Here is a 20,045-nt window from a genome sequence, read left to right as displayed (position 1 = left end):
CATGAGCGGACCGGAGAACGCGCAGAATCAGGATGTCTCGGCATCCTCCCTCCCGGACGAAGCGACGGCGAGGCGCAGATCGCTGCCTCCCGTGCAGCGCTGGGTGTTCTGGCCTGCGGCGGTGATCATCCTCGCCTTCGTCTCGTTCACCCTCATCGCCCCGCACCTCGCAGAGGAGATGTTCGGCGCCATCCAGAACACGATCGTCAACGCGTTCAACTGGTACTACGTGCTGATCGCTGCGCTGTTCGTCGCGTTCAGCCTGTTCATGGGCTTCAGCCGTTTCGGCGACATCAAGCTCGGTCGTGATGACGATGAGCCCGAGTTCTCTCTCATGAGCTGGTTCTCGCTGCTGTTCGCCGCCGGTATGGGCATCGGCCTGGTGTTCTACGGCGTCTCCGAGCCCCTCAGCCACTTCACGAATCCTCGCCCCGGCGTCGAGGGCACGCCGGAGCAGCTCGCCCAGGCCGCGCTCGGCCAGACCTATCTGCACTGGGGCGTGCACGCCTGGTCGATCTACGTCGTGATCGGACTCGCCCTGGCCTACGCCATCCATCGCCGGCGTCGGCCGATCTCCATCCGCTGGACGCTCGAGCCGTTGCTCGGCAAGCGCGTCGAAGGAGGCTGGGGCCATGCGATCGATGTCGTCGCGCTCGTCGGGACGCTGTTCGGCGTCGCCACCTCGCTCGGTCTCGGTGTGATCCAGATCAGCGCCGGCCTGTCATCCGCCGGCCTCGGCAAACCGGACGAGCCGACTCAGGTCGTCATCATCCTCGTCATCTCGGTGTTCGTGCTGGCATCGGTGTTGTCCGGGGTCACGAAGGGCATGAAGTGGCTGTCGAACATCAACCTGGTGATGGCCGGCCTGCTCGTGCTGTACCTGCTCGTGGTGGGCCAGACCGAGTTCCTGCTGCGCGAGTTCGTGCAGTCGATCGGCTATTACGTCCAGAACTTCGTGGGGCTGTCGTTCAACGTCAGCGCCTTCCAGGGCCAGGCCGGCGAGGAATGGCAGGCGGCGTGGACGTCGTTCTACTGGGGCTGGTGGATCTCGTGGGCACCGTTCGTGGGCATCTTCATCGCCCGGATCTCCAAGGGCCGCACCGTCCGCGAATTCGTCGCCGGCGTCATCCTCGTGCCGACGCTCCTGGGCATCCTGTGGTTCGCCGTGATGGGCGGATCGGCGCTCGCGATCGAATTGCAGTCGCCGGGGACGCTGACGAACGAGGACGGCTCGGTCGATCTGCAGGGCGCGCTGTTCGAGCTGTTCCAGCACATCCCAGGCACGGGCGTAGCCACGATCGGCGCCATCCTGCTCATCTCGATCTTCTTCATCACCTCGGCCGACTCAGGGGCGCTGGTCATGGGCATGATCGCGACCGGCGGGCAGCAGAATCCGAAGCGGTGGATCCGGGCGTTCTTCGTCGGTGTCACCGCAATCCTCGCGATCGCCCTGCTGCTCGCCGGCGGGCTGACCGCGCTGCAGACCGCGGCGATCACGATCGCCTTGCCGTTCAGCATCGTGATGCTGCTGATCTGCTGGGCCACCGCGATCGCGTTCATCCGGGAACGCCGTGCGTACGCCAGAGCCGAGCGCGCGCAGCTCATCGACAAGATCGGCGACTACTACGGGCTCGAGGTCGAATCCCGCGCCGAACAGGGAATCCTCGGGGCGCAGCCGCGCTGGCTGCGCCACCTGCAGCGCCGACTCGGGATGCCGGTGGCGCCGACCGTACCGGTTCGCATCCCGCACGAGCTGCTGGATGCCGAGAGCCATGCGGATGCAGGGCCGGCCGTCCTCGATGTGGACGAGCTCGTCTCGGACGATGAGCTGTCGTCGCACGACGATCAGGACATCCCCGAGCATGGCGAGGGAGGCGCGTCCCCGGTGCGCTGAGGTCGGGATTGTCAATGCCCTTCGTCGGGCCGTCGTCGATCCGTACGCTCACGGTATGGACCAGCACACCGGACGCACACCGCACCCCGAAGAGCCGGCGGAAGGGCCGGACATCGAAGAAGACGCGCCTCTCGGCGGCGATGAGACGACCGAGGAGCAGCTGACGGCCGACAACGCCGCCGAGGAGGACACTCTGCGCACGCTCGACCCCGACGACAACCCGGCTTGAGCGACCCCGTCGAACCATACCCGCTCGTTGAGCGACGAGCGAAGCGAGGAGACGAAACGCGTTACGGCCGAAGAACCTCAGCCACCTGGCGCGTTTCGACTCGCTCCGCTCGCTCAACGAACGATGAAGGGGACCCGCCACACCTCGCTCGTTGAGCGACGAGCGACGGGAACGCGAGTCAGCCCTCCAGAACGAGGCGCAGCTGTTCCAGCGCCCAGTCGATCTCCGTCGCGCGGATCACGAGCGGCGGTGCGATGCGGATCGTCTGCCCGTGCGTGTCCTTGACCAGCACGCCGCGCTCCATGAGCTTCTCGGCGATCTGTCGTCCGGTGCCCTTCGCCGGGTCGATGTCGACGCCTGCCCAGAGCCCCGCGGAGCGGACCGCGGTCACGCCCTGTCCGATGAGCTTCTCGAGTCCCACGGCCAGGTGGGCACCGAGAGCACGCGAGCGCTCCTGCACCTCGCCCGATTCGAGCATCTCGACGACCCGGAGGCCGACGGCCGCCGCGAGCGGGTTGCCGCCGAACGTCGACCCGTGCTCGCCCGGACGGATGACCCCGAGCACGTCACGGTTCCCGACAACCGCCGACACCGGCAGGATGCCGCCGCCGAGCGCCTTGCCGAGCAGGTACAGATCCGGCACGACATCCTCGCGATCGCATGCGAACGTCTCCCCGACACGGCCGAGGCCGGCCTGGATCTCGTCGGCGATGAACAGCACGTTGCGCTCGTTGCAGATCTCGCGAATGCGTCGGAGATAGCCCTCGGGCGGTATGACGACGCCCGCCTCGCCCTGGATGGGCTCGACGAGGACCGCCGCGGTGTCATCCGTGATCGCTGCTGCGACGGCATCCGCATCGCCGAACGGGACGATGTCGAAACCGGTCATGAACGGGCCGAACCCGCCTCGCGCGGACTCGTCGTCGCTGAAGCTCACGATCGTCGTGGTGCGACCGTGGAAGTTGCCGGCCGCGACGACGATGCGCGCGGCATCCGCGGGGATGCCCTTGACCCGGTAGCCCCACGCGCGGGCGACCTTGATGCCGGTCTCGACGGCTTCGGCGCCGGTGTTCATCGGCAGCACGAGCTCCTTGCCGCACAGACGCGCGAGCGCCTCGGCGAACGGCTCGAGCCGGTCGTTCATGAAGGCGCGGCTCGTCAGCGTCACTCGACCGAGCTGCTCGGTCACGGCCGCGACGAGCGCTGGGTGCCGGTGGCCGAAGTTCACGGCCGAGTACGCGGCGAGCAGATCGAGGTAGCGCTTGCCCTCGACATCCGTCACCCAGGCCCCCTCGCCACGGGCGATCGTGACGGGCAGCGGGTGGTAGTTCTCGGCGACGTGCGGCTCGAGTCCGCCGGCGACGTGCGTCTCGACGGCAGTCACTTCGCGCCTCGCAGCTCGAGCGTGCAGCACTTGATGCCTCCGCCGCCGAGCAGCAGCTCGGACAGGTCGACCATGATCGGGTTGTAGCCGCGCTCGCGCAGCTGCTTCTCGAACCCGGTCGCGCGCGGCGAGATGACGACGTTGTAGCCGTCGCTGGCCGAGTTCAGGCCGAACACGGCGCCGTCCTCGTCCGAGACGAGGATCGCCTCGGGGAAGCGCTCTTCGAGGATCGCGCGGCTCGCGTCGTCGAAGGCGCCGGGCAGGTAGGCGATGTTCGCCCGCTCCGGCCCGCCGTTCTCGGTGCCCTGCACCGGGTCGAGCACGGCGATCGCCGTGTCGAGGTGGTAGAAGCGCGGATCGACGAGGTTGAGCGAGACGACCTCGCGGCCGAACACGTCGCCGACCTCACGGTGGCTGTCGCCCGTGGAGCGGAAGCCGGTGCCGGCCAGGATCACGTCGCCGACGAGCAGGAAATCGCCCTCGCCCTCGTTGACCTCCTCCGGCATGACCGTGTCGAACCCGTTCGCGCGGAACCACTCAGCGAACGCGGGCGCCTCGCCCTGGCGCTCGACGAAGCGGAACTCCGGGACGTACGCGCGGCCGTCGATGAGGAAGCCGCCGTTGGCCGTGTAGACCATGTCGGGGTATCCGGGCAGCGGGTCGATCAGCTCGACCTCGTGACCGAGCTCGAGGTAGAGGTCATGCAGCTTCTGCCACTGCGCGACCGCCTTGGCCGTGTCGGTCGGCTTCGCCGGCTCCATCCACGGGTTGATCGTGTAGCTGACCGTGAAGTGCTCCGGGCGGCACATCAGGTAGCGGCGGCGGTGCGCGGTGCGGGTCGGGGCCGTGGCGGTGACGGTCTCGGGCGTCGACATGGTGCTCCTCAGGAAGAGATGCGGCGGACGCTGTCCAGGGGCCCGGCGGGCCTTCGACCCGGAGCTCAGTACGAGGCGGGGAAGATGCGACACGGGCACGCCAGATGCCATTGTGTCACCCACCGCTGAGAACGCGCCAGATTTCATCGCGATGCAGTGCCGGTGCGCTCACGCCCCGCGGACGACGACCTTGCCGATCGTGTGCCCCGCCTCGACATGCCCGAGGGCTGCGGGGGCATCCGCGAACGCGTACTCCTGCTCGATCACGGGGACGAGGTCGCCCTCGTCCACCAGTTCGAGGAGCTTGTGCAGGATCTCCGGATGCGCGGATGCCGCGAGCGGACGGATGCGCCGCCGCGATCCGATCGACAGGAGCGCCGCTGCCAGCATCCGTGGGATCGGGCCGAGAACGTGCCCGCCCTCGCCGCCGACGAGCACGATGCTTCCCCGCGGTTCGAGGAGTCGACGCAGATGGCGCAGCGGTGCCCGCCCCGCGATGTCGATCACGGCGTGGAAGGTTCCCGCCGGCAGCTCCGTGAGCGGAGCGCTGCGGTGGTCGAGGGTGCGCGTCGCACCGAGGCGGCGCACGAGCGCCGCGCTGCGTTGACCGCAGGATGCCCACACCTCGGCGCCGCGGAGGGCGGCCAGCTGCACCGCGAACGTGCCGACGCCGCCGGAGGCCCCGATGATCAGCACCCGCGGCTGTGCGTCGCCGTCGATGCCGATCTGCGCGGCATCCAGCGCTTGCCATGCCGTCCCCGCGGCGATCGGCAGGGAGGCGGCGTGCGCGGGCGCCACGCCGGGTGGGCGAGGGACCAGCCGGGCGGCGGGCGCCACCACGAACGTCGCGAGGCCGCCTCCAGCGGGGAGCTCGCCGACGACCTCCTCGCCGACCTCGACGCCGACGACGCCGGGGCCGACGGCGGTGGCGGTGCCGGCGATGTCCATCCCGCGCACCGGCTGCTTCGGCCGCCGCAGGCCGAACACGGGTCGGACCAGCAGCGGGTCGCCGTGCAGGATGTGCACGTCGCCGCCGTTGAGTGCGGTGGCGCGCACACGCACCACGACCTCATCGCGACCGGGGGTCGGGATCGGAAGCTGCACCGGAGCGGTTCCGGTGGCTGGCCCATAGGTCTCCCGGCGCCACGCTGTCATCGTCTCGGTCATGTCAGGCCTCCGGAGCGTGCTCGGGATAGTGGAAGAGCTCGTCGAGGCGCACGTCGAAGATGCGCGCGATCTGGAACGCGAGTTCGAGGGTCGGCGAGTACTTGCCCTGCTCGATCGCGATGAGAGTCTGGCGGGTCACGCCGACGCGCCGGGCGAGCTCGGCCTGGGTGAGCCCCGCCTGATCGCGCTGGGCGCGAATCGTGTTCGTGACGCGGGTCGGCTTGACCATCAGACGAGCCCCCGCCGGTACGCGATGACCCGCGCGACTCCGCCGACGATCGCGGACACCGCGAAGCCGGCGAACATCGTGTTGGCGATCCAGAAGACGTCGGCGCCGACCGCGCACAGCGCGATCACGCCGAGGCCGGCGATCACGAGGAAGGCCTGCTCGACCCGCGAGCCCATGTGTCCGATGTCACGGTCGCGGATGTCGGACTTCCCGACGCCGTCCGGGTCCTTCGCCCCTGCGAACAGACCCCACAGGATGCTGAGGAGGATGGTCGCGACGATGCTGATGCCGATCGTCCACAGCATGATCGGGAACCAGTCGACCTCCGTCAGAGGGCGGCCGCCCGCGCTCTGCAGCACGGCGATCACGTAACCGGTCATCGCGATGACGCTGACGACCAGGCCCGTCCAGGTGTTGCGCTCCTCGTAGACCACGACCGCCTCCTTGTGTAAAAGATTCTTTACACGCAAGGTACGCCCGCGGCATCCGGATGTCAAGAATTCTTTACACTTCCGCCGTTCGAATCGCTTTGTTCGCTCCGGAACAGCCGATTTCGAGCAGACATCGCTACTCGAACGTTTGGGACGGGCGGGTGGGGTCGGTGGCGGAGCGGCGGGCAGGTCAGATGACCTCGGCGCTCCAGTCGTCCGGCTGGCCGAAGCGGTGCGCCGTGATCGAGATCGACTGCTCGTGCAGGAACGTCAGCAACTCGATGCGGCCGGCCCCGGTGACCTCACCGTCGTAGACCGCGACGTCAGGGTCGCCGGAGATCGCCTCGGCGAGCACGCGGTGAAGATCGGCGACCGCGGCACGCGATCCGACCAGTCGCACGCGCGGCGGTCGCGGCGGCACCCCCGCTTCCGGAAGCTCGGTCGGCGAGACGCGCGACATCCGCTGCACCCACTCGTCATCCGATTCGACCGCGACCGCGGCTCCGAGCTCGGTGAGCGACCGGCGGACCTCGGCCGGCAGCCCCACGGGCGTGGAGACGAAGAAGCCGGCACCGCTGCGGATCGCCGCGACGATCACGCGCAGCAGCTCGTGCCACCCGGCATCCGCCGTCGCTCTGATCGACACGTCGACGGGCCGGTAGCGGAACAGGTTGCGTTCGACGCCGAGCCGCGAGACGTCGCGCACCTGACCGAATTCCCGGTCCCACGCGATCGCGTCCGAGAGGGCCGCGCGGCGCAGCCATTCGAACCGTTCGAAGTCCAGCGAGGGCTGCGCGGATTCGATGAGATCGGTGATCCGCGAATCCAGCCCTCGGAGGTGCAGCGTGCTCGACGCCGGACCGGTACCGCTCGCGCGCCAGGACCCGAGCGCGATCAGGTGGTTCGGTCCGCCCGCCTTGGCGCCAGGACCGACCGACGACCGCTTCCACCCGCCGAACGGCTGGCGCTGCACGATCGCGCCGGTGATGCCGCGGTTGACGTAGAGATTGCCGGCCTGCACGCGATCGAGCCAGAGCGCGAGGTCGTCAGGGTCGCGCGTGTGCAGACCGGCCGTGAGGCCGTACGCCACCTCGTTCTGCAGGTCGATCGCGCGCTCGAGATTCGGCGCGTGCATGACTCCGAGCACGGGTCCGAAGAACTCCTCGCGATGGAACCGTGACCCCGGCAGCACACCGGCACGGATGCCGGGACTCCACAACCGACCGCTGGTGTCCCCCGGCACCGGTGCCGGGCGGACGATCCAGTGCTCGTCCTGGTCGAGCTCGCTCAGCGCCCAGGCGAGCTTGCCGCGGGGCGGTTCGATCACGGGCCCGACGTCGACGCGCGGCTCGGCAGGCCAGCCGACGCGCAGCGATCTCGTCGCATCAGCGAGTTGCCGTGCGAAACGCTGCGAGCGGCCGATCGGACCGACCAGGATCGCGAGGGATGCCGCGGAGCACTTCTGCCCGGCGTGGAAGAACGCGCTCCGCACCAGATCGGCGACCGCGAGGTCGACGTCGGCGGACGACGCGATGACGATCGCGTTCTTCCCACTGGTCTCCGCATGCAGCGGCAGGTCGGGACGCCACGATCGGAACAGCTCTGCGGTGTCCCACGACCCGGTCAGGATGACCCTGTCGACGTCCGGGTGCGCGATCAGGGCCTGTCCGAGCGGGCCCTCCGGGACATCGGCGAGCGCGAGCACGTCCCGAGGGATGCCGGACTGCCAGAGCGCCTCGGCGATCACCGCGGCGCACCTCCGGGCCTGGGGTGCGGGCTTCAGGATGACGCCGGAACCTGCGGCGAGCGCGGCCAGCACTCCCCCGGCAGGGATGGCGAGCGGGAAGTTCCACGGCGGAGCGACGACCGTGACGCGAGAGGGGACGAACGTCGCCCCGGCGATCGCGTCCAGCTCGCGAGCCTTGGCGCCGTAGTAGCGCGCGAAGTCGACCGCCTCGCTGACCTCGATGTCTCCTTCGGCGAGCACTTTGCCCGCCTCGTCAGCTGCGATCTCGATGAGCTCGGCCCGCCGTGACTCCAGCGCGACGGCGGCCCGCATCAGGGCCTCGGCGCGCTCCGCGGCCGGCCGCGCGCCCCAGGCCGCGCCTGCGCGCCGCACCCCGGCGACGATGGCATCGACCTCCGCCTCGTCGGCGACTGCGGCTGCGCGCACAACGTCGATTCCCACGGTCGATCCGCCCACGCGCGCGCGGATGTCGCGCGCCCACTCGCGATTCGCCGCCAGCGACAGGTCGGTGTCGGGGGTGTTCGCGAACCCCGGAGCCCCGCCGGCATCCGGCGCCGTCTCGTGCTGCGAGTACACCGCCGTCTCCAGGAACGGATCATCCTCCGACCCGCGCGAGATCCCCAGCACGATGTTCGTCAGGTCGGTCTCGATCACCGGAGCGGGCGTCACGGTGCGGATGGATTCGTGCACCGGCGCTCGGCGATCCTGGGTGCGCCTGGGTGTCGCCCGCAGGGTGGGCTGCCCCGACCGGTCGAGGGCGTCGAGGAAGCGGTCCTGTTCGCGGACGAAGAGCCGCTCGTCCTCGGCGAGTTGGAATGCGGCGGACAGGAAGTTCTCCGCCGATGCGCTCTCCTCCAGGCGGCGTGCGAGGTAGCCGATGGCGACGTCGAACTCGTGCGGGTGCACCACGGGAACGTACAGCCTCACCGGTCCGACGTCCTTCGAGACGGCACGGCGGTGGCCCTCTGCCATGCCGAGCAGCATCTCGAATTCGACATCCGCGGCACGACCGTCCGACTCGTCCGCCGGGGTAGAGAGCCCGCGCGCGCCCGCGAGCAGGCGGGCGTACGCGATGTCGAAGAGATTGTGGCCGGCGACGCCCACGCGCACGGCCGCGACGTTGCCGGGTTGCAGCGCTTCATCGAGCAGGCGCAGATGATTCGCGTCGGTGTCGAGCTTCGTGTCGTACGCGGCCTGCGGCCACCCGTGCATCGCGGCGTCCACCCGCTCCATCGGCAGGTTCGCGCCCTTCACCAGCCGTACTTTGATGCGTGCTCCGCCGTGCGCGACGCGGTCGTGCGCCCAAGCGGTCAGCTCCCGCAGCGCCGACAGCGAGTCCGGCAGGTACGCCTGCAGGACGATGCCGGCTTCCAGCCGGGCGAGCCGCGGCTCCTCGAGGATGCGGGTGAACACTGCGATCGTGAGATCGAGGTCGCGGTACTCCTCCATGTCGAGGTTGATGAACACGCCGTGCTCGAGCGCGGTGAGGTACAGCGGCAGGAGACGTGCGGCCGCGGCATCCACCACTTCATCGAAAGACCAGGCGTCCGGCCTGCTGAGGATCGATGAGACCTTGACCGAGACGTAGTCGACGTCCGGGCGTCGGATGAGGTCGTGGATGCCGTCGAGCCGGCGTTTCGCCTCCGCTTCGCCGAGCACCGCCTCGCCGAGGAGGTTGATGTTGAGCGTCGCTCCGCTCTCGCGGATGCGTCCGATCTCGGCTCCCAGCTTCGCCGGTCGCGCGTCGACGATCAGATGGCCGACCATCTCTCGCAGTGCCCGACGGGCGAGCGGGACCGTCGGCGCGGGGAGGACCGGAGCGATCCCTCCGCCGACGCGGACCGCGCCTCGCAGGTACCAGGGCAGGAATTCGGGAACGTCGGGGGCGATCCGGCGCAGCTGTGCAGCGGCGGCGCTCAGGCTCTCCGGTCGGAGCACGCCGTCCACGAACCCGAGCGTGAAGGCGAGCCCTCGGTCGTCGCGCAGCACCTCGGCGAGTCGCTGGGCCGCCGGGTGCGGTTCGACGATCGCCGCCTCGGCGACCCAGCGCCGCACGAGCGCGACGGCGCGTTCGGCCAGCGGATCGGACGACACGGGTGAGACGACCATGTCCACAGCCTAGGAGCGCGGCTGCCGACTCCTGCTCAGGCACAGCGAAGGCCGCCGTGTCGGTGTCAGCTCTGGTCGGGGACCACCTGGACCGAGCTGTGGACGCCGGCGCTCGAGGAGTACGAGTCCTCGACGGCGATCGGGATGAGCACGGCGATGATCACGGTCACGACGGCGGCGATCAGGAACGACACCCCGGAGAGGATCAGACCCGTGATCGACAGCGGACGTCCCTGACTGCGGCGGACGCCGATGATCCCCACCACGATGCCGGCGATCGCGACGATCAGCCCGAGGAACGGGATCCACGCGGTCACGAAAGCCACGATCCCGAGGATCAGTGCCGTGATCGCGAGGCCGCCCGGTCCTGGTGCCGCCGCGGACGGCGGTCCGGCGTACGCGGACGGGGCGCCGTATCCGGGAGCGTAGGGCGCGGTGTTGCCGAGCTGCTGGTCTCCGGGGGCGCCGGTCGGCGGATAGACCACGGGAACGGTCGGGTCAGGGTAGCCGCCTCCGGCGGGCGAAGTACCCGGATAGCCGGCACCGGGACTCGGCAGATGCGGTGCGGGCGGCGGCACATCCTGCCGGCGCGGATCCGGAGTGCGGTCGGTGTTGTCGGTCATGGGATCTTCTCCGATTCAGCCGCGGGCCGGTGGCCAGGACAGGTCGAGCTCGCGCAGGACATATGGGGCGGAAACGGTGTCCGTGAGGAAATAGGCGTAGAACACCTCGGCGGCCTCATCCGCGGTGAACACCTCGTTCCGGAACACCTTCGTGCTGTGTCGCCCATCATCCCACCGGATGACCTCTGTGGGGTCTCCGGTCTGCTCACCGGGCTTGCCGACCGTGTACTGATGCGGCGTTCCGTCCGCATCGAGCGTGCGCACCTCGATCGTCAACGCCTCTGCGGAACCTGCGCACTGCATGGACTCGTCGGACAGCGGGATGTCATCCAGCAGGTCAGCGCCCTCCGGCGCACGCCACAGGCTGTAGGCCCAGAATGATGAGCCGTTCATGCGGTTCAGCGAGAAGCGGATCGCCTCCGGATACGGCCGCATCGTGTCGATGAGCGGCCCTCGGCTCACTCCGTTCGATTCCACGACATGCGTTCGTCGAGTCATTCCACCTTCTCCAAAATCACCTGAATGATCTCGCTGCGTTCACCATCGAGGATCGCGCCGGCGGGCCCGTTTCTACTAACGGTACCGTCGAACAAACGCTGTGCGGGGTCGCGGGTGGCTGTTCCGCTCTTGAGCGTCACGTCCGCGATCACCTTGATCTTCAACCCCAGTATCACGCCCGCTGCGATGTCCGTCGCTGCGGGCACAGGCTCCAGAAGGTCCAGCATCCGCTGCAGGTTCTGCGATCTGTTCGCGTTCCACGCGCTCACGAATGCGGGACCGGCCTGCCCGCGCATCGCTGCCGCCAGATCGCCGTTGACCTTCCTGTCGACGGCCTGGATCTTCCCCTCGAGTTCGCCCCGGAACGTCCCGATGATGTCTCCGCCACGGCGGAGTTCATCCTCGTCCACATCCGGCCACTCGAAACCGAGCTTCTCCATGATCCAGATCAGCTCATCCGGCAACATCATCCCCACGACACACGTCCGACCACCGAGAGCAGCCAGACGACGACGATCCGACCATGGGCAGCACTGCCCATGCAGCGTCGTTGTGTTTCACCGTGACCCGCCGGAACTCTAGGATGTTGCCGTGACTCGGTCGGGGGCAGCTCAGGGGGCGATCGACGGCGCGATCGCGGCCGCGACCTCGAGCGACCCCGAACAGCCCTCTCCCGCGTCGGCCGCGCCGCCGAAGAAGTGGGTCTCCGCCGTCACGTCCCGCGTCTCGACGAAGTGGATCGGCGGCGCAGCCACCGTGCTCATCCTCGGCGCCACCGCCGGCTTCGGCGGCCTCGGAGCGGTCCCCGAGCCGCCGCTGCCGGAGCTCGGCCCCGGCGACACGTTCACGGGCGCCGGCATGGAGATGACCCCGCAGCGCGCTGTCCTCATCGACGAACTCGGGGAAGCCGGCATCCGGGTGGAAGAGGGCCAACGCGTGCTCGCGGTGATCATGGACGTCACGAACATCGACGATGCCGCGCGCCCGTCGACGGGCGACGGCGGCATCACGGAGATCCGCATCGAAGGCGCCCCGGATGTCGCGCCGAGCGTCGCGCGCTATGACGACACGACGCTGAGTCCGTGGCTGCAGCCGGGGGTCACCGCTCCCCTGGTATTGGCGTGGGCTGTCCCTGCCGATGCGTTCGCCGAAGGAGACGATATCCGCGTCGCCCTGCACACCGCGACCGAGTTCACCGGCGAGTACTTCGTCTACGGCGACTACTGGGACGACGTCGAGGTCGCCGCCCACGCCTCGCTTCCGATCGAGGACGTCGGAGCGGGGGTGACCGAATGAATCGCGCGCTCCCGTGGCTGCTCACGGCTGCCCTCCTCGTCTCCGCCTGGCTGGTCGCACTCGTCACGCCGGATGACAGCGCATTCGTCGCCCCGTTCGTGGTCAGGACCTCGATCGGCGAAGAGGCCGTCGGCCGCGATCTCGCCCTGACGGTTCAGGACGTGCGCATGGCGGAGAGCATCTCGGCGCCGGGCGGTTGGACCGCCGAAGGCACCTGGTTGCTCGTCGACGTGGATGCCGAGGCCACCCTCGAGCAGTACGGGACGCTCCTCGGCGGCGCGACGCTGACTATCGGCGATCGCTCGTTCCGCGCGAGCGATCGTCCGGAGTCGATCTTCAAGACACGGCTGGTCACGGGCATCCCGAAGAGCGGCACGATCGCGTTCGAGCTCCCCGCGGATGCCCTGTCCGGCACCGGCATCCTGCAGCTGTCCTCCCAGGAGGACACCCGCGCGGACTCCGTCATCGAGCTCGAGATCGACCTCGACGCCCTGGACCCCGTTGCGGATGCGGAGATCCCGAAGACCGATTGGACGAACCCGTGAGCGGCTGGTGGCGACGCAACCGGATCGCGCTCGCCGCGCTCGCCGTCCTCCTGCCGATCACGGCTGCGACGTTGGTCGGTGTCGCGTGGGCGCGGTACTACGCGTACGAGCCGACCATCCCCCGCGACCCTGGCGCGGACGGCACGGTCGAGCTGGCCGACGCCGATTGGGGTCCGGTCAGAGCCAAGGACCTCACCGGCGGCGAAGGACTCATCGCCCCGGCCGACAGCAGGGTGATCGGCGTCGCCGTCCCGGTCGATCCGCGCGGTGAACCGCCGCGTTGCTCGTCCCCGACGCTCGTGGAGCAGAGCACCGGCCGCCGGTGGGAGCACATGACCTACGATCTGGGGTTCGAGTACTCGTCCGACGAGCACACCTTCTGCGCATCGCCGGAAGAGGACGAGGACGGCGAACCGCTCCCGCTCGGGCCGTACGAGATCGTCGTGGGTTACATCGTGCCCGAGGACGCGGAGGGACCGTTCTGGGTCGAGATCGCCGAGATCTCCTCGTTTCCGAGCTTCGTCAGGTTCTCCGTCGAACCCTGACCTCCCGTGGGAGTCGTCGCGGCGCGGACGTGCTGATACCGCCGCAGCGCGCCCAGCGAATCGTCGTACGCGCCGGCGACCACGCTGATGCGGATCGGCTCGACGATGACCGCGACGAACAGGACCAGCCCGTCACTGATCACCTGCCAGAAATCCGCGAGGGACTGCGGGCCGATCAGACGCGAGATCACGAGGTCCAGCGTCGTGTCGCCGGCCAGGACGATCGTGTACAGCAGGATGTACGTGCCGATGAGCACCGGTCCGGCACGCCACATGAGCACGATGGCGTCGATGATGGGCGTGAAGCGCGACGTGAACTCGGCGCCCAGCTGCCCCAGCATCCGACGCAGCAGGGACGGGACCCTGTCGACGTGGGTGCGCGCCCGCTTGTACAGCGCGATGTCGAGCTTCGGTTTCTCGGCCGCGATCGCCTGGCCGTAGATCACGCCGGCGATCGCGAGCCATGCCAGCGGCTCCACCGTGAGTCCGGCGAGCTGGCCGATGAACCACTCGACGCCGTCCCACACCCACGCGAGCGGCGTCAACTGCTCGCCGACCCAGTCGCGGAACTCCAGGGCCCATTGGATGCCGACGCGGGTGTCGACCCAGGCCTGCAGGCCTTCGAGCGCCCCCTTGATGACCATGATCGACAGGAGCACCCAGACGGCTTCGAGGTACACCGCGAGCACCGAGAACGGAGCCGGGAGCTTCTTCGGCCATTTCTTCCATGCCCACCGACCCGCGAACGCCACGACGATGAGCATTCCCGTCACGGCATCCAGCGTCAGATCCGTGCCGAGGGCACCGGTCGGCGCCTCGGAGCCGTCGACGATCGCACGCCACCCGATGTCGCTGCGCACCTGGAGCGCCCGGAAGTCGTACGCGATCACGTCGTCCTGCAGCATCCCCCAGGCCGCGTACACCGCGAAGAAGGGCAGGATGCTGGCGAGCAGCGTGTTCAGGAATGTCTGCCGTCGCTCGGCCGCAGCCTGCGGCACCGGGGCGATCGCCTGCAGCTCGCGCAGGCCGTCGCGGACCACGAGGAACATGGCGACGAAGGCGATCAGCCGCGCCAGGATCGCCAGCGGGAGCAGCAGCAGTCCACCGGTCGTGCTCCATGCGCCGACGTAGCCGGCGAGCTGGATGAGCCCGAAGTGAAGCAGATACCCGGCCAGGAACCACGCCACGAGCGCGGGCCAGTGCCCGGCGAGCACGCGCCCGGTCGAGGCGAGGAGGGTCAGCACGAAGCCACGTTAGCGCCCGATGCGAACGGCGGTCTACGACCAGACGCTCGGCGCCTCGGCGCGCGTGGACGGAAGGGCGGATGCCGCGGCCCATTCGTGGATCCACGGCTCGACATCCGGGATGCCCTCTGGGCGGCCGACCGCGGCGAAGAGCTCCTGATGCGAGAGCGTCCCGCCGCTTCTCTTGAGCATCCTGGCTCGGACGATCACCCGAGCATAGATCTCGCCGCCCACGACCGCACGATGCTCCATGTAGATCGCCTTGTCGTCGTGGCCGAGCAGGCGTGACTCGACGTCGAAGCGCTGCCACAGTTCGAGCGACTTGCGGAACGTCACCGTCTCGGACGACACGACCGCGTACCAGCCGTTGCGCTTCATGACCTCGCTCATGCCGGTGCGCACGAGCAGATCCCAGCGTCCGAGGTCGAACAGCGACAGGTAGCGGCCGTTGTTCATGTGCCGCAGCACGTCGATGTCCGTGGGCAGCGTGGTGAGTCGGATGCGACCGATCTCGGTCGGCGCGATGCGCCCTTCGCGCCGCGCACGACGCCGTGCGCTCCACATCACGAGCAGGGTCCGCCAGATCACGTTCACAAGGTGCGAGCGTACCGCCAACACCGGGGCTCTCTTCTACAGCCGGTAGATTTCCGGTTCCCCCGACCCGCGCGTAGAGTCACGGGCATGAGCGCCGAAGCCCAGCCAGAAGTCATCGTCCGTCCGGTCCGTGATGTGGATGCGGAGGCTCTGGGTCGTGTGCACGCACAGTGCTGGCACGAGACCTACGACCACCTGATCAGCAAGGCAGCACTCGAGAAGGTCTCACCGCGGCGCCTCGCCGAGCTGTGGACGCACTGGGCCATCCAGGGTCCCGAGTTCAAGATGAGCGCAGCGCTCGTCGACGGGGAGATCGTCGGTTTCGTCGGCTCCGGCCCTGCGCGAGACAAGGATGCTCCCGCGAACCGCGAACTCTACTTCATCTATCTCCTGGACGCCTGGCACTCCACCGGCCTCGGGCAGAAGCTGTTCGACGCCGCCGTGGAGAAGGACGAGCCGCTGTACCTGTGGGTCGCCGAGGACAATCCCCGCGCGCACCGCTTCTACACGCGCAACGGGTTCCACCTCGACGGTGCCACGCACACCGAGCCGTTCCTCGGCGAGACGCTGACCGAGGTCCGCTTCGTCCGCTGACCACCCGCGAGACTTACTTTGTGCGGTGACACTTGGCCCCACCGGCCAAGTCTCACCCCGCAAGGTAAGTCTCGCTGATCTCTCGTGGCGGGATGCCGGTGATCAGAGGCGTTCGATGATCGTGACGTTGGCGACCCCGCCGCCCTCGCACATCGTCTGCAGCCCGTAGCGGCCGCCGGTGCGCTCGAGCTCGTTGAGCATGGTCGCCATCAGCCGCGTGCCCGTCGCGCCGATCGGATGCCCCAGCGCGATCGCCCCGCCGTTCACGTTCACCTTCTCGACTGGAGCGCCGGTCTCGTGCATCCACGCCAGCACGACCGACGCGAACGCCTCGTTGACCTCGAACAGGTCGATGTCGTCGATGCTCATGCCGGCGCGCTCCAGCGCGTGCTTCGTGGCGGCGATGGGCGCGGTGAGCATGAAGACCGGGTCATCCCCGCGCACCGAGAGGTGATGGATGCGCGCTCGTGGAGTCAGACCATGGTCCTCGACGGCCCGCTCGCCGGCGATGAGCACGGCGCTCGATGCGTCGCTGATCTGCGAGGCGACCGCCGCGGTCAACCGGCCACCCGGGCGCAGCGGCTGCAGACCGGCCATGCGCTCGAGCGTGGTGTCGCGGCGGACGCCCTCATCCGCGGTCAGGCCGTTCAGCGCCACGATCTCGTGATCGAAGCGCCCGTCGTCCTGCGCGGCTGCCGCACGGCGGTGGCTCTCCAGCGCGAACTGCTCCATCTCCTCGCGCGTGATGCCCCACTTCTCGGCGATCAGTTCGGCGCCGACGAACTGCGAGATCTCGTGTCCGCCGTACCTCGCCTGCCACCCGGGTGATTCCGCGTACGGAGTCGAGAACCCGTACGCCTCACCCGCGGCGGCGGACGACAGGATCGGCAGCTGCGACATGTTCTGCAGGCCGCCGGCGATCACGAGGTCGGCCGTCCCGCTCATGACGGCCTGAGCGGCGAAGTGCACGGCCTGCTGGCTGGAGCCGCACTGCCGGTCGATCGTGACGCCAGGGACGTGCTCGGGGAACCCCGCCACCAGGACCGCGGTGCGCCCCACGTTGCCTGCTTGACCACCGATCGCGTCGATCGCGCCGATCATGACGTCATCGATCGCACCCGGGTCGATGCCGACGCGGTCCACGAGCGCCCGAAGGCTGTGCGCGCCGAGGTCGGCCGGGTGGATGCCGGAGAGCGAACCGCCCCGTCTGCCGACCGGCGACCGCACCGCGTCGACGATGTATGCCTCTGCCATGTTCTTCCTCCTCCGAGGTCGATTCAGCGCCCTGAGACGTTGCCGAAGCCCTTCGCGATCGGCGCGACGATCAGGGGCCGCGCGGCGACCCAGCCGATCGCGATGACGACGAGCGACGCGATGAACACCCATGCCCCGGTCCAGCTGACGAGGTCCTGCGACGCGTACATGTGGTTGAGGTTGCGCAGCGCCCCCGTCGCCATCACGAGGATCACGTGCACGACGATGAAGGCGATGAAGTACAGCATCACCGGGAAATGCACGGCGCGCGCCCACTCGACCGGATACGCGCGGTTGAGCTTCTCGGCATCCTTCGGCCAGATGCCGGACATCCGCACGCCCGTGATCGTGGCCAGCGGCGCGGCGACGAAGATCGTCGCGAAGTAGGCCAGCTGCTGCAGGCTGTTGTAGTTGGCCCAGCCGTTCTCGGTGGGCCAGTCCAGCGAGACGTACTGCAGGCCGGCCGACAGCGCGTTGGGGAAGACCTCCCAGCTCGTCGGGACGACCCGCACCCAGTGCCCGGTCGTGAACAGCAGCACGACGAAGATCACGCCGTTGACGAGCCAGAGCACGTCCAGCGCCTGGTGCAGCCAGAGGGTGAGGCTGATCTTGCTCTTCGGGTTGCGGCGGGAGGTCCAGAACACCGTCGGCCGCTTCTCGGCGCGCACCGTCAGTCCCGTGCGGATGATCAGCACCATCAGGAACACGTTGAAGAAGTGCTGCCAGCCGACCCAGCCGGGGATGCCGGGCTGCGTACCCTCGGGCAGGTGGTACTCACCGGGGAACGCCGCGAGGAAGTCCATCATCGCGGGCGTGCTGAGGATCGTCCGGACGAACGCGATCACGGCGATGCCGAGGATGCCGAGCCCTGCGAGGCCCAGGAGTCCCGCGATGGCCTGCGGCCACGTCGGACGCTTGCCGCCTTCGGATGCCGGCGCCGGCGCATGCCGCGGAGCGACGCCGTTCCAGACCGTGCGCGCCGCCGTGAGCGGGACGGAGACGTCGCGTGCGGCCGTCACCGCCCGGGGGGCCAACACGCCAAGTGTCGGACGTTCTGCGCCGATCGGTCCGGCATCCGGCGTGTCGGCCCCCGGAGTGGTGGAGGATGCGGCGAGCGGCTGGGCGGTCGAAGGCGCGCCGTCGGGCTCGGCGGCGGCGGATGGTGCTGGCGTCGCGGCGGACGGCGCTGCCGCCGCGGCGGACGGCGCGGCGACCGCGGTTCCCGCCGGCGGCCAGGGCTCGCCTCCGGGCGAGCGAGGGAGCCCCCGACGCAGCGTGGACCCCGCGGCATCCGCCGGTGTCGAGGCACCCGCGGTCGCCGCGAGCGTGGCGGCATCGTCGGCCGCTGCGACGTCGTGCGCGGGCGAGACGGGCGCCGCGGTGGGAGTCTCCGCAGGGGCCGCTGTCGTCGCCGACGTGCCGGACGGCGCAACCGCATCCGCCGCGCCACTTGCGGCAGCGGTCGGCGCACCGGCCGTGGCCGAACCGGCGGGAGGCCAGGGTTCACCACCGGGCGTGCGCGGCAGTCCGCGGCGCAGTGCGCGGGAGGCTGTGGGCGACGCCGAGGCGGCATCGCCGGCATCCGCCCGGGGGGCCGACACGCCACCCGTCGGACGTTCTTCCCCGGACGGTCCGACATCTGGCGTGTCGGCCCCCGAAACGGAGACCTCCGGCGCGACGCCCGCGGCCGGCACGGCACTCGCGACGGTCCCGGACCCTGCGGTCGACGCCGGCGTCGGCTCGTCGAACGACGCGTCGGCCGGAGGCCAGGGCTCTCCGCCCGGTTCACGAGGCAGTCCGCGGCGCAGCATCCGACTACTTCCCTCGCGCTTCGAGCGCCTCGATCACCTGCGGCACGACGGCGAACACGTCTCCGACGATGCCGAAGTCCGCGATCTCGAAGATCGGGGCGTCGCCGTCCTTATTGATCGCGACGATCGTCTTCGCGGTCTGCATGCCGGCACGGTGCTGGATCGCACCGGAGATGCCGAGCGCGATGTACAGCTGCGGCGACACCGAGACGCCGGTCTGTCCGACCTGGTGCGCATAGGGGATGTAGCCGGCGTCCACGGCCGCGCGCGACGCGCCGACGGCGGCACCGAGCGCGTCGGCCAGCTGCTCGACCAGCGCGAACTGGTCCTTCGAGCCGAGGCCGCGACCGCCGGACACGACGCGGGCGGCTCCGCGCAGGTCCGGTCGGGTGGATGCCTGTTCGACGGCCTTGATCGGTCCTGCCGTGGCAGCGGGGGAACCCGATGCCGTCACGGCGAGTTCTTCGACGGTCGGCGACGCGACGGCCTCCGCACGCGTGTCGACCGCGCCCTGACGCACCGTGATGACGGGCGCGCCGTAAGTCGGGGCCGAGTCCACGAGGTAGGCACCGCCGTACACGGAGTGGTGCGCCACGACGCCCTCGTCATCGCGGGACACCCCGATCGCATCGACCGAGAGCGCGTTCCTGGTGCGCACGGCGAGACGACCGGCGACATCGCGGCCCGTGATCGAGTTCGAGATGAGCACGGCATCCGGCGACACCCTGTCATATGCGGCCTGCAGGGCATCGACGATCGGGACGGTCAGCACGGCGTCGTCGACCGCGGCGGTCAGCACGACGGATGCCCCCGCAGCGGCCGCGGCGTCCACCGCGCTCTGCGAGCCACCGGGGACGAGCGCGATCGGGCTGCCGATCGTCGAGGCGGCACCGAGGAGCGCCGCCGTGCTGCCGGCGGCGTCGCCGGTCGGCGTGACATCGACGAGGACGAGGATCGGGTTCTCGGGGTAGCCCAT

20 protein-coding genes are annotated in these 20,045 nt (G+C 69.5%); 6 read left to right on the top strand and 14 right to left on the bottom strand.

The genetic code is table 11. The features are described from left to right. Position 1: 1 nt before the first annotated feature. Positions 2-1,894: a BCCT family transporter gene (locus OED01_RS02060; RefSeq protein WP_264156754.1), complete on the top strand. Its 1,893-nt coding sequence runs from the start codon at positions 2-4 to the stop codon at positions 1,892-1,894. A gap of 55 nt (positions 1,895-1,949) precedes the next feature. Then, positions 1,950-2,123: a hypothetical protein gene (locus tag OED01_RS02055; protein ID WP_264156753.1), complete on the top strand. Its 174-nt coding sequence runs from the start codon at positions 1,950-1,952 to the stop codon at positions 2,121-2,123. Between the two features lie 178 nt (positions 2,124-2,301). Here OED01_RS02055 and rocD read toward each other — a convergent pair whose 3' ends face one another. The 9 genes from rocD to OED01_RS02010 all read right to left on the bottom strand — a co-directional run bounded on the left by rocD (position 2,302) and on the right by OED01_RS02010 (position 11,656). After that, positions 2,302-3,507, bottom strand: a complete 1,206-nt coding sequence (gene rocD / locus OED01_RS02050) for an ornithine--oxo-acid transaminase (RefSeq protein WP_264156752.1) — start codon at positions 3,505-3,507, stop codon at positions 2,302-2,304. After that, entirely contained in the window at positions 3,504-4,382 is an 879-nt protein-coding gene (gene ddaH, locus OED01_RS02045) for a dimethylargininase (protein WP_264156751.1), read from the bottom strand. The genes rocD and ddaH overlap by 4 nt, the downstream gene beginning before the upstream one ends. A 168-nt stretch (positions 4,383-4,550) precedes the next feature. Next, the gene (locus OED01_RS02040) at positions 4,551-5,549 is read right to left on the bottom strand and encodes an NAD(P)-dependent alcohol dehydrogenase (RefSeq protein WP_264156750.1); all 999 of its coding nucleotides are present in this window, start codon (positions 5,547-5,549) and stop codon (positions 4,551-4,553) included. A 1-nt stretch (position 5,550) separates the two neighbouring features. After that, entirely contained in the window at positions 5,551-5,778 is a 228-nt protein-coding gene (locus tag OED01_RS02035; protein ID WP_264156749.1) for a helix-turn-helix transcriptional regulator, read from the bottom strand. Continuing rightward, a complete protein-coding gene (locus OED01_RS02030; protein ID WP_264156748.1) occupies positions 5,778-6,212 on the bottom strand; it encodes a hypothetical protein in 435 nt (144 codons plus the stop codon). Before OED01_RS02030 ends, OED01_RS02035 begins: the two co-directional genes overlap by 1 nt. Before the next feature lie 187 nt (positions 6,213-6,399). Then, complete coding sequence (locus tag OED01_RS02025) at positions 6,400-10,065, bottom strand: bifunctional proline dehydrogenase/L-glutamate gamma-semialdehyde dehydrogenase (RefSeq protein ID WP_264156747.1); 3,666 nt, start codon at positions 10,063-10,065, stop codon at positions 6,400-6,402. 65 nt (positions 10,066-10,130) lie between these two features. Continuing rightward, a complete protein-coding gene (locus OED01_RS02020) occupies positions 10,131-10,688 on the bottom strand; it encodes a CD20-like domain-containing protein (protein WP_264156746.1) in 558 nt (185 codons plus the stop codon). Between the two features lie 15 nt (positions 10,689-10,703). After that, a complete protein-coding gene (locus OED01_RS02015; protein ID WP_264156745.1) occupies positions 10,704-11,186 on the bottom strand; it encodes a hypothetical protein in 483 nt (160 codons plus the stop codon). After that, positions 11,183-11,656, bottom strand: a complete 474-nt coding sequence (locus OED01_RS02010; protein WP_264156744.1) for a WXG100 family type VII secretion target — start codon at positions 11,654-11,656, stop codon at positions 11,183-11,185. The genes OED01_RS02015 and OED01_RS02010 overlap by 4 nt, the downstream gene beginning before the upstream one ends. 121 nt (positions 11,657-11,777) lie before the next feature. Between OED01_RS02010 and OED01_RS02005 the strand changes: the two genes are divergently transcribed. From OED01_RS02005 to OED01_RS01995, 3 genes are read left to right on the top strand one after another with little or no spacing between them, the layout of a single operon-like run. After that, on the top strand, positions 11,778-12,482 hold the full coding sequence (locus OED01_RS02005; protein WP_264156743.1) for a hypothetical protein: 705 nt from the start codon (positions 11,778-11,780) through the stop codon (positions 12,480-12,482). Next, positions 12,479-13,027 (top strand): DUF4352 domain-containing protein, encoded by a 549-nt coding sequence (locus OED01_RS02000; RefSeq protein WP_264156742.1) that lies wholly within the window; start codon positions 12,479-12,481, stop codon positions 13,025-13,027. The genes OED01_RS02005 and OED01_RS02000 overlap by 4 nt, the downstream gene beginning before the upstream one ends. Next, complete coding sequence (locus OED01_RS01995; RefSeq protein ID WP_264156741.1) at positions 13,024-13,572, top strand: hypothetical protein; 549 nt, start codon at positions 13,024-13,026, stop codon at positions 13,570-13,572. Before OED01_RS02000 ends, OED01_RS01995 begins: the two co-directional genes overlap by 4 nt. Here the strand turns inward: OED01_RS01995 and OED01_RS01990 are convergent. Both OED01_RS01990 and OED01_RS01985 read right to left on the bottom strand, forming a co-directional pair. Continuing rightward, on the bottom strand, positions 13,476-14,816 hold the full coding sequence (locus OED01_RS01990) for a hypothetical protein (protein WP_264156740.1): 1,341 nt from the start codon (positions 14,814-14,816) through the stop codon (positions 13,476-13,478). The genes OED01_RS01995 and OED01_RS01990 overlap by 97 nt on opposite strands. 33 nt (positions 14,817-14,849) lie before the next feature. Next, the gene (locus OED01_RS01985) at positions 14,850-15,410 is read right to left on the bottom strand and encodes a thioesterase family protein (RefSeq protein WP_264156739.1); all 561 of its coding nucleotides are present in this window, start codon (positions 15,408-15,410) and stop codon (positions 14,850-14,852) included. An 87-nt stretch (positions 15,411-15,497) separates the two neighbouring features. Here OED01_RS01985 and OED01_RS01980 point away from each other — a divergent pair, with 87 nt between their 5' ends. Continuing rightward, positions 15,498-16,004 carry a GNAT family N-acetyltransferase gene (locus OED01_RS01980; protein WP_264156738.1) on the top strand — a complete coding sequence of 169 codons (507 nt, stop codon included), beginning with the start codon at positions 15,498-15,500 and terminating at the stop codon, positions 16,002-16,004. A gap of 102 nt (positions 16,005-16,106) precedes the next feature. On the opposite strand, the gene OED01_RS01975 is transcribed toward OED01_RS01980, so the two are convergent. The 3 genes from OED01_RS01975 to OED01_RS01965 form a co-directional block, all read right to left on the bottom strand. Beyond that, entirely contained in the window at positions 16,107-17,258 is a 1,152-nt protein-coding gene (locus OED01_RS01975; RefSeq protein WP_264156737.1) for an acetyl-CoA C-acetyltransferase, read from the bottom strand. Positions 17,259-17,281: 23 nt separating this feature from the next. Beyond that, entirely contained in the window at positions 17,282-18,859 is a 1,578-nt protein-coding gene (locus OED01_RS01970) for a cytochrome b/b6 domain-containing protein (protein WP_318841118.1), read from the bottom strand. A 214-nt stretch (positions 18,860-19,073) separates the two neighbouring features. After that, positions 19,074-20,045, bottom strand: a complete 972-nt coding sequence (locus OED01_RS01965) for an electron transfer flavoprotein subunit alpha/FixB family protein (RefSeq protein ID WP_264156735.1) — start codon at positions 20,043-20,045, stop codon at positions 19,074-19,076.

It is taken from the genome of Microbacterium sp. M28, assembly GCF_025836995.1.
GTDB lineage: Bacteria > Actinomycetota > Actinomycetes > Actinomycetales > Microbacteriaceae > Microbacterium.
The sequence above is the reverse complement of the archived record's forward strand: the minus strand, read 5'-3'. Positions and strand labels throughout refer to the sequence as shown.

Coding starts and splice junctions, on each gene's coding strand:
- OED01_RS02020 (WP_264156746.1), bottom strand. CDS start 10,688: ATGACCGACAACACCGACCGCACTCCGGATCCGCGCCGGCAGGATGTG.
- OED01_RS02060 (WP_264156754.1), top strand. CDS start 2: ATGAGCGGACCGGAGAACGCGCAGAATCAGGATGTCTCGGCATCCTCC.
- OED01_RS02000 (WP_264156742.1), top strand. CDS start 12,479: ATGAATCGCGCGCTCCCGTGGCTGCTCACGGCTGCCCTCCTCGTCTCC.
- OED01_RS02015 (WP_264156745.1), bottom strand. CDS start 11,186: ATGACTCGACGAACGCATGTCGTGGAATCGAACGGAGTGAGCCGAGGG.
- OED01_RS02035 (WP_264156749.1), bottom strand. CDS start 5,778: ATGGTCAAGCCGACCCGCGTCACGAACACGATTCGCGCCCAGCGCGAT.
- OED01_RS01975 (WP_264156737.1), bottom strand. CDS start 17,258: ATGGCAGAGGCATACATCGTCGACGCGGTGCGGTCGCCGGTCGGCAGA.
- ddaH (WP_264156751.1), bottom strand. CDS start 4,382: ATGTCGACGCCCGAGACCGTCACCGCCACGGCCCCGACCCGCACCGCG.
- OED01_RS02010 (WP_264156744.1), bottom strand. CDS start 11,656: ATGATGTTGCCGGATGAGCTGATCTGGATCATGGAGAAGCTCGGTTTC.
- OED01_RS01980 (WP_264156738.1), top strand. CDS start 15,498: ATGAGCGCCGAAGCCCAGCCAGAAGTCATCGTCCGTCCGGTCCGTGAT.
- OED01_RS02040 (WP_264156750.1), bottom strand. CDS start 5,549: ATGACCGAGACGATGACAGCGTGGCGCCGGGAGACCTATGGGCCAGCC.
- OED01_RS02025 (WP_264156747.1), bottom strand. CDS start 10,065: ATGGTCGTCTCACCCGTGTCGTCCGATCCGCTGGCCGAACGCGCCGTC.
- OED01_RS02055 (WP_264156753.1), top strand. CDS start 1,950: ATGGACCAGCACACCGGACGCACACCGCACCCCGAAGAGCCGGCGGAA.
- OED01_RS01965 (WP_264156735.1), bottom strand. CDS start 20,045: ATGGGCTACCCCGAGAACCCGATCCTCGTCCTCGTCGATGTCACGCCG.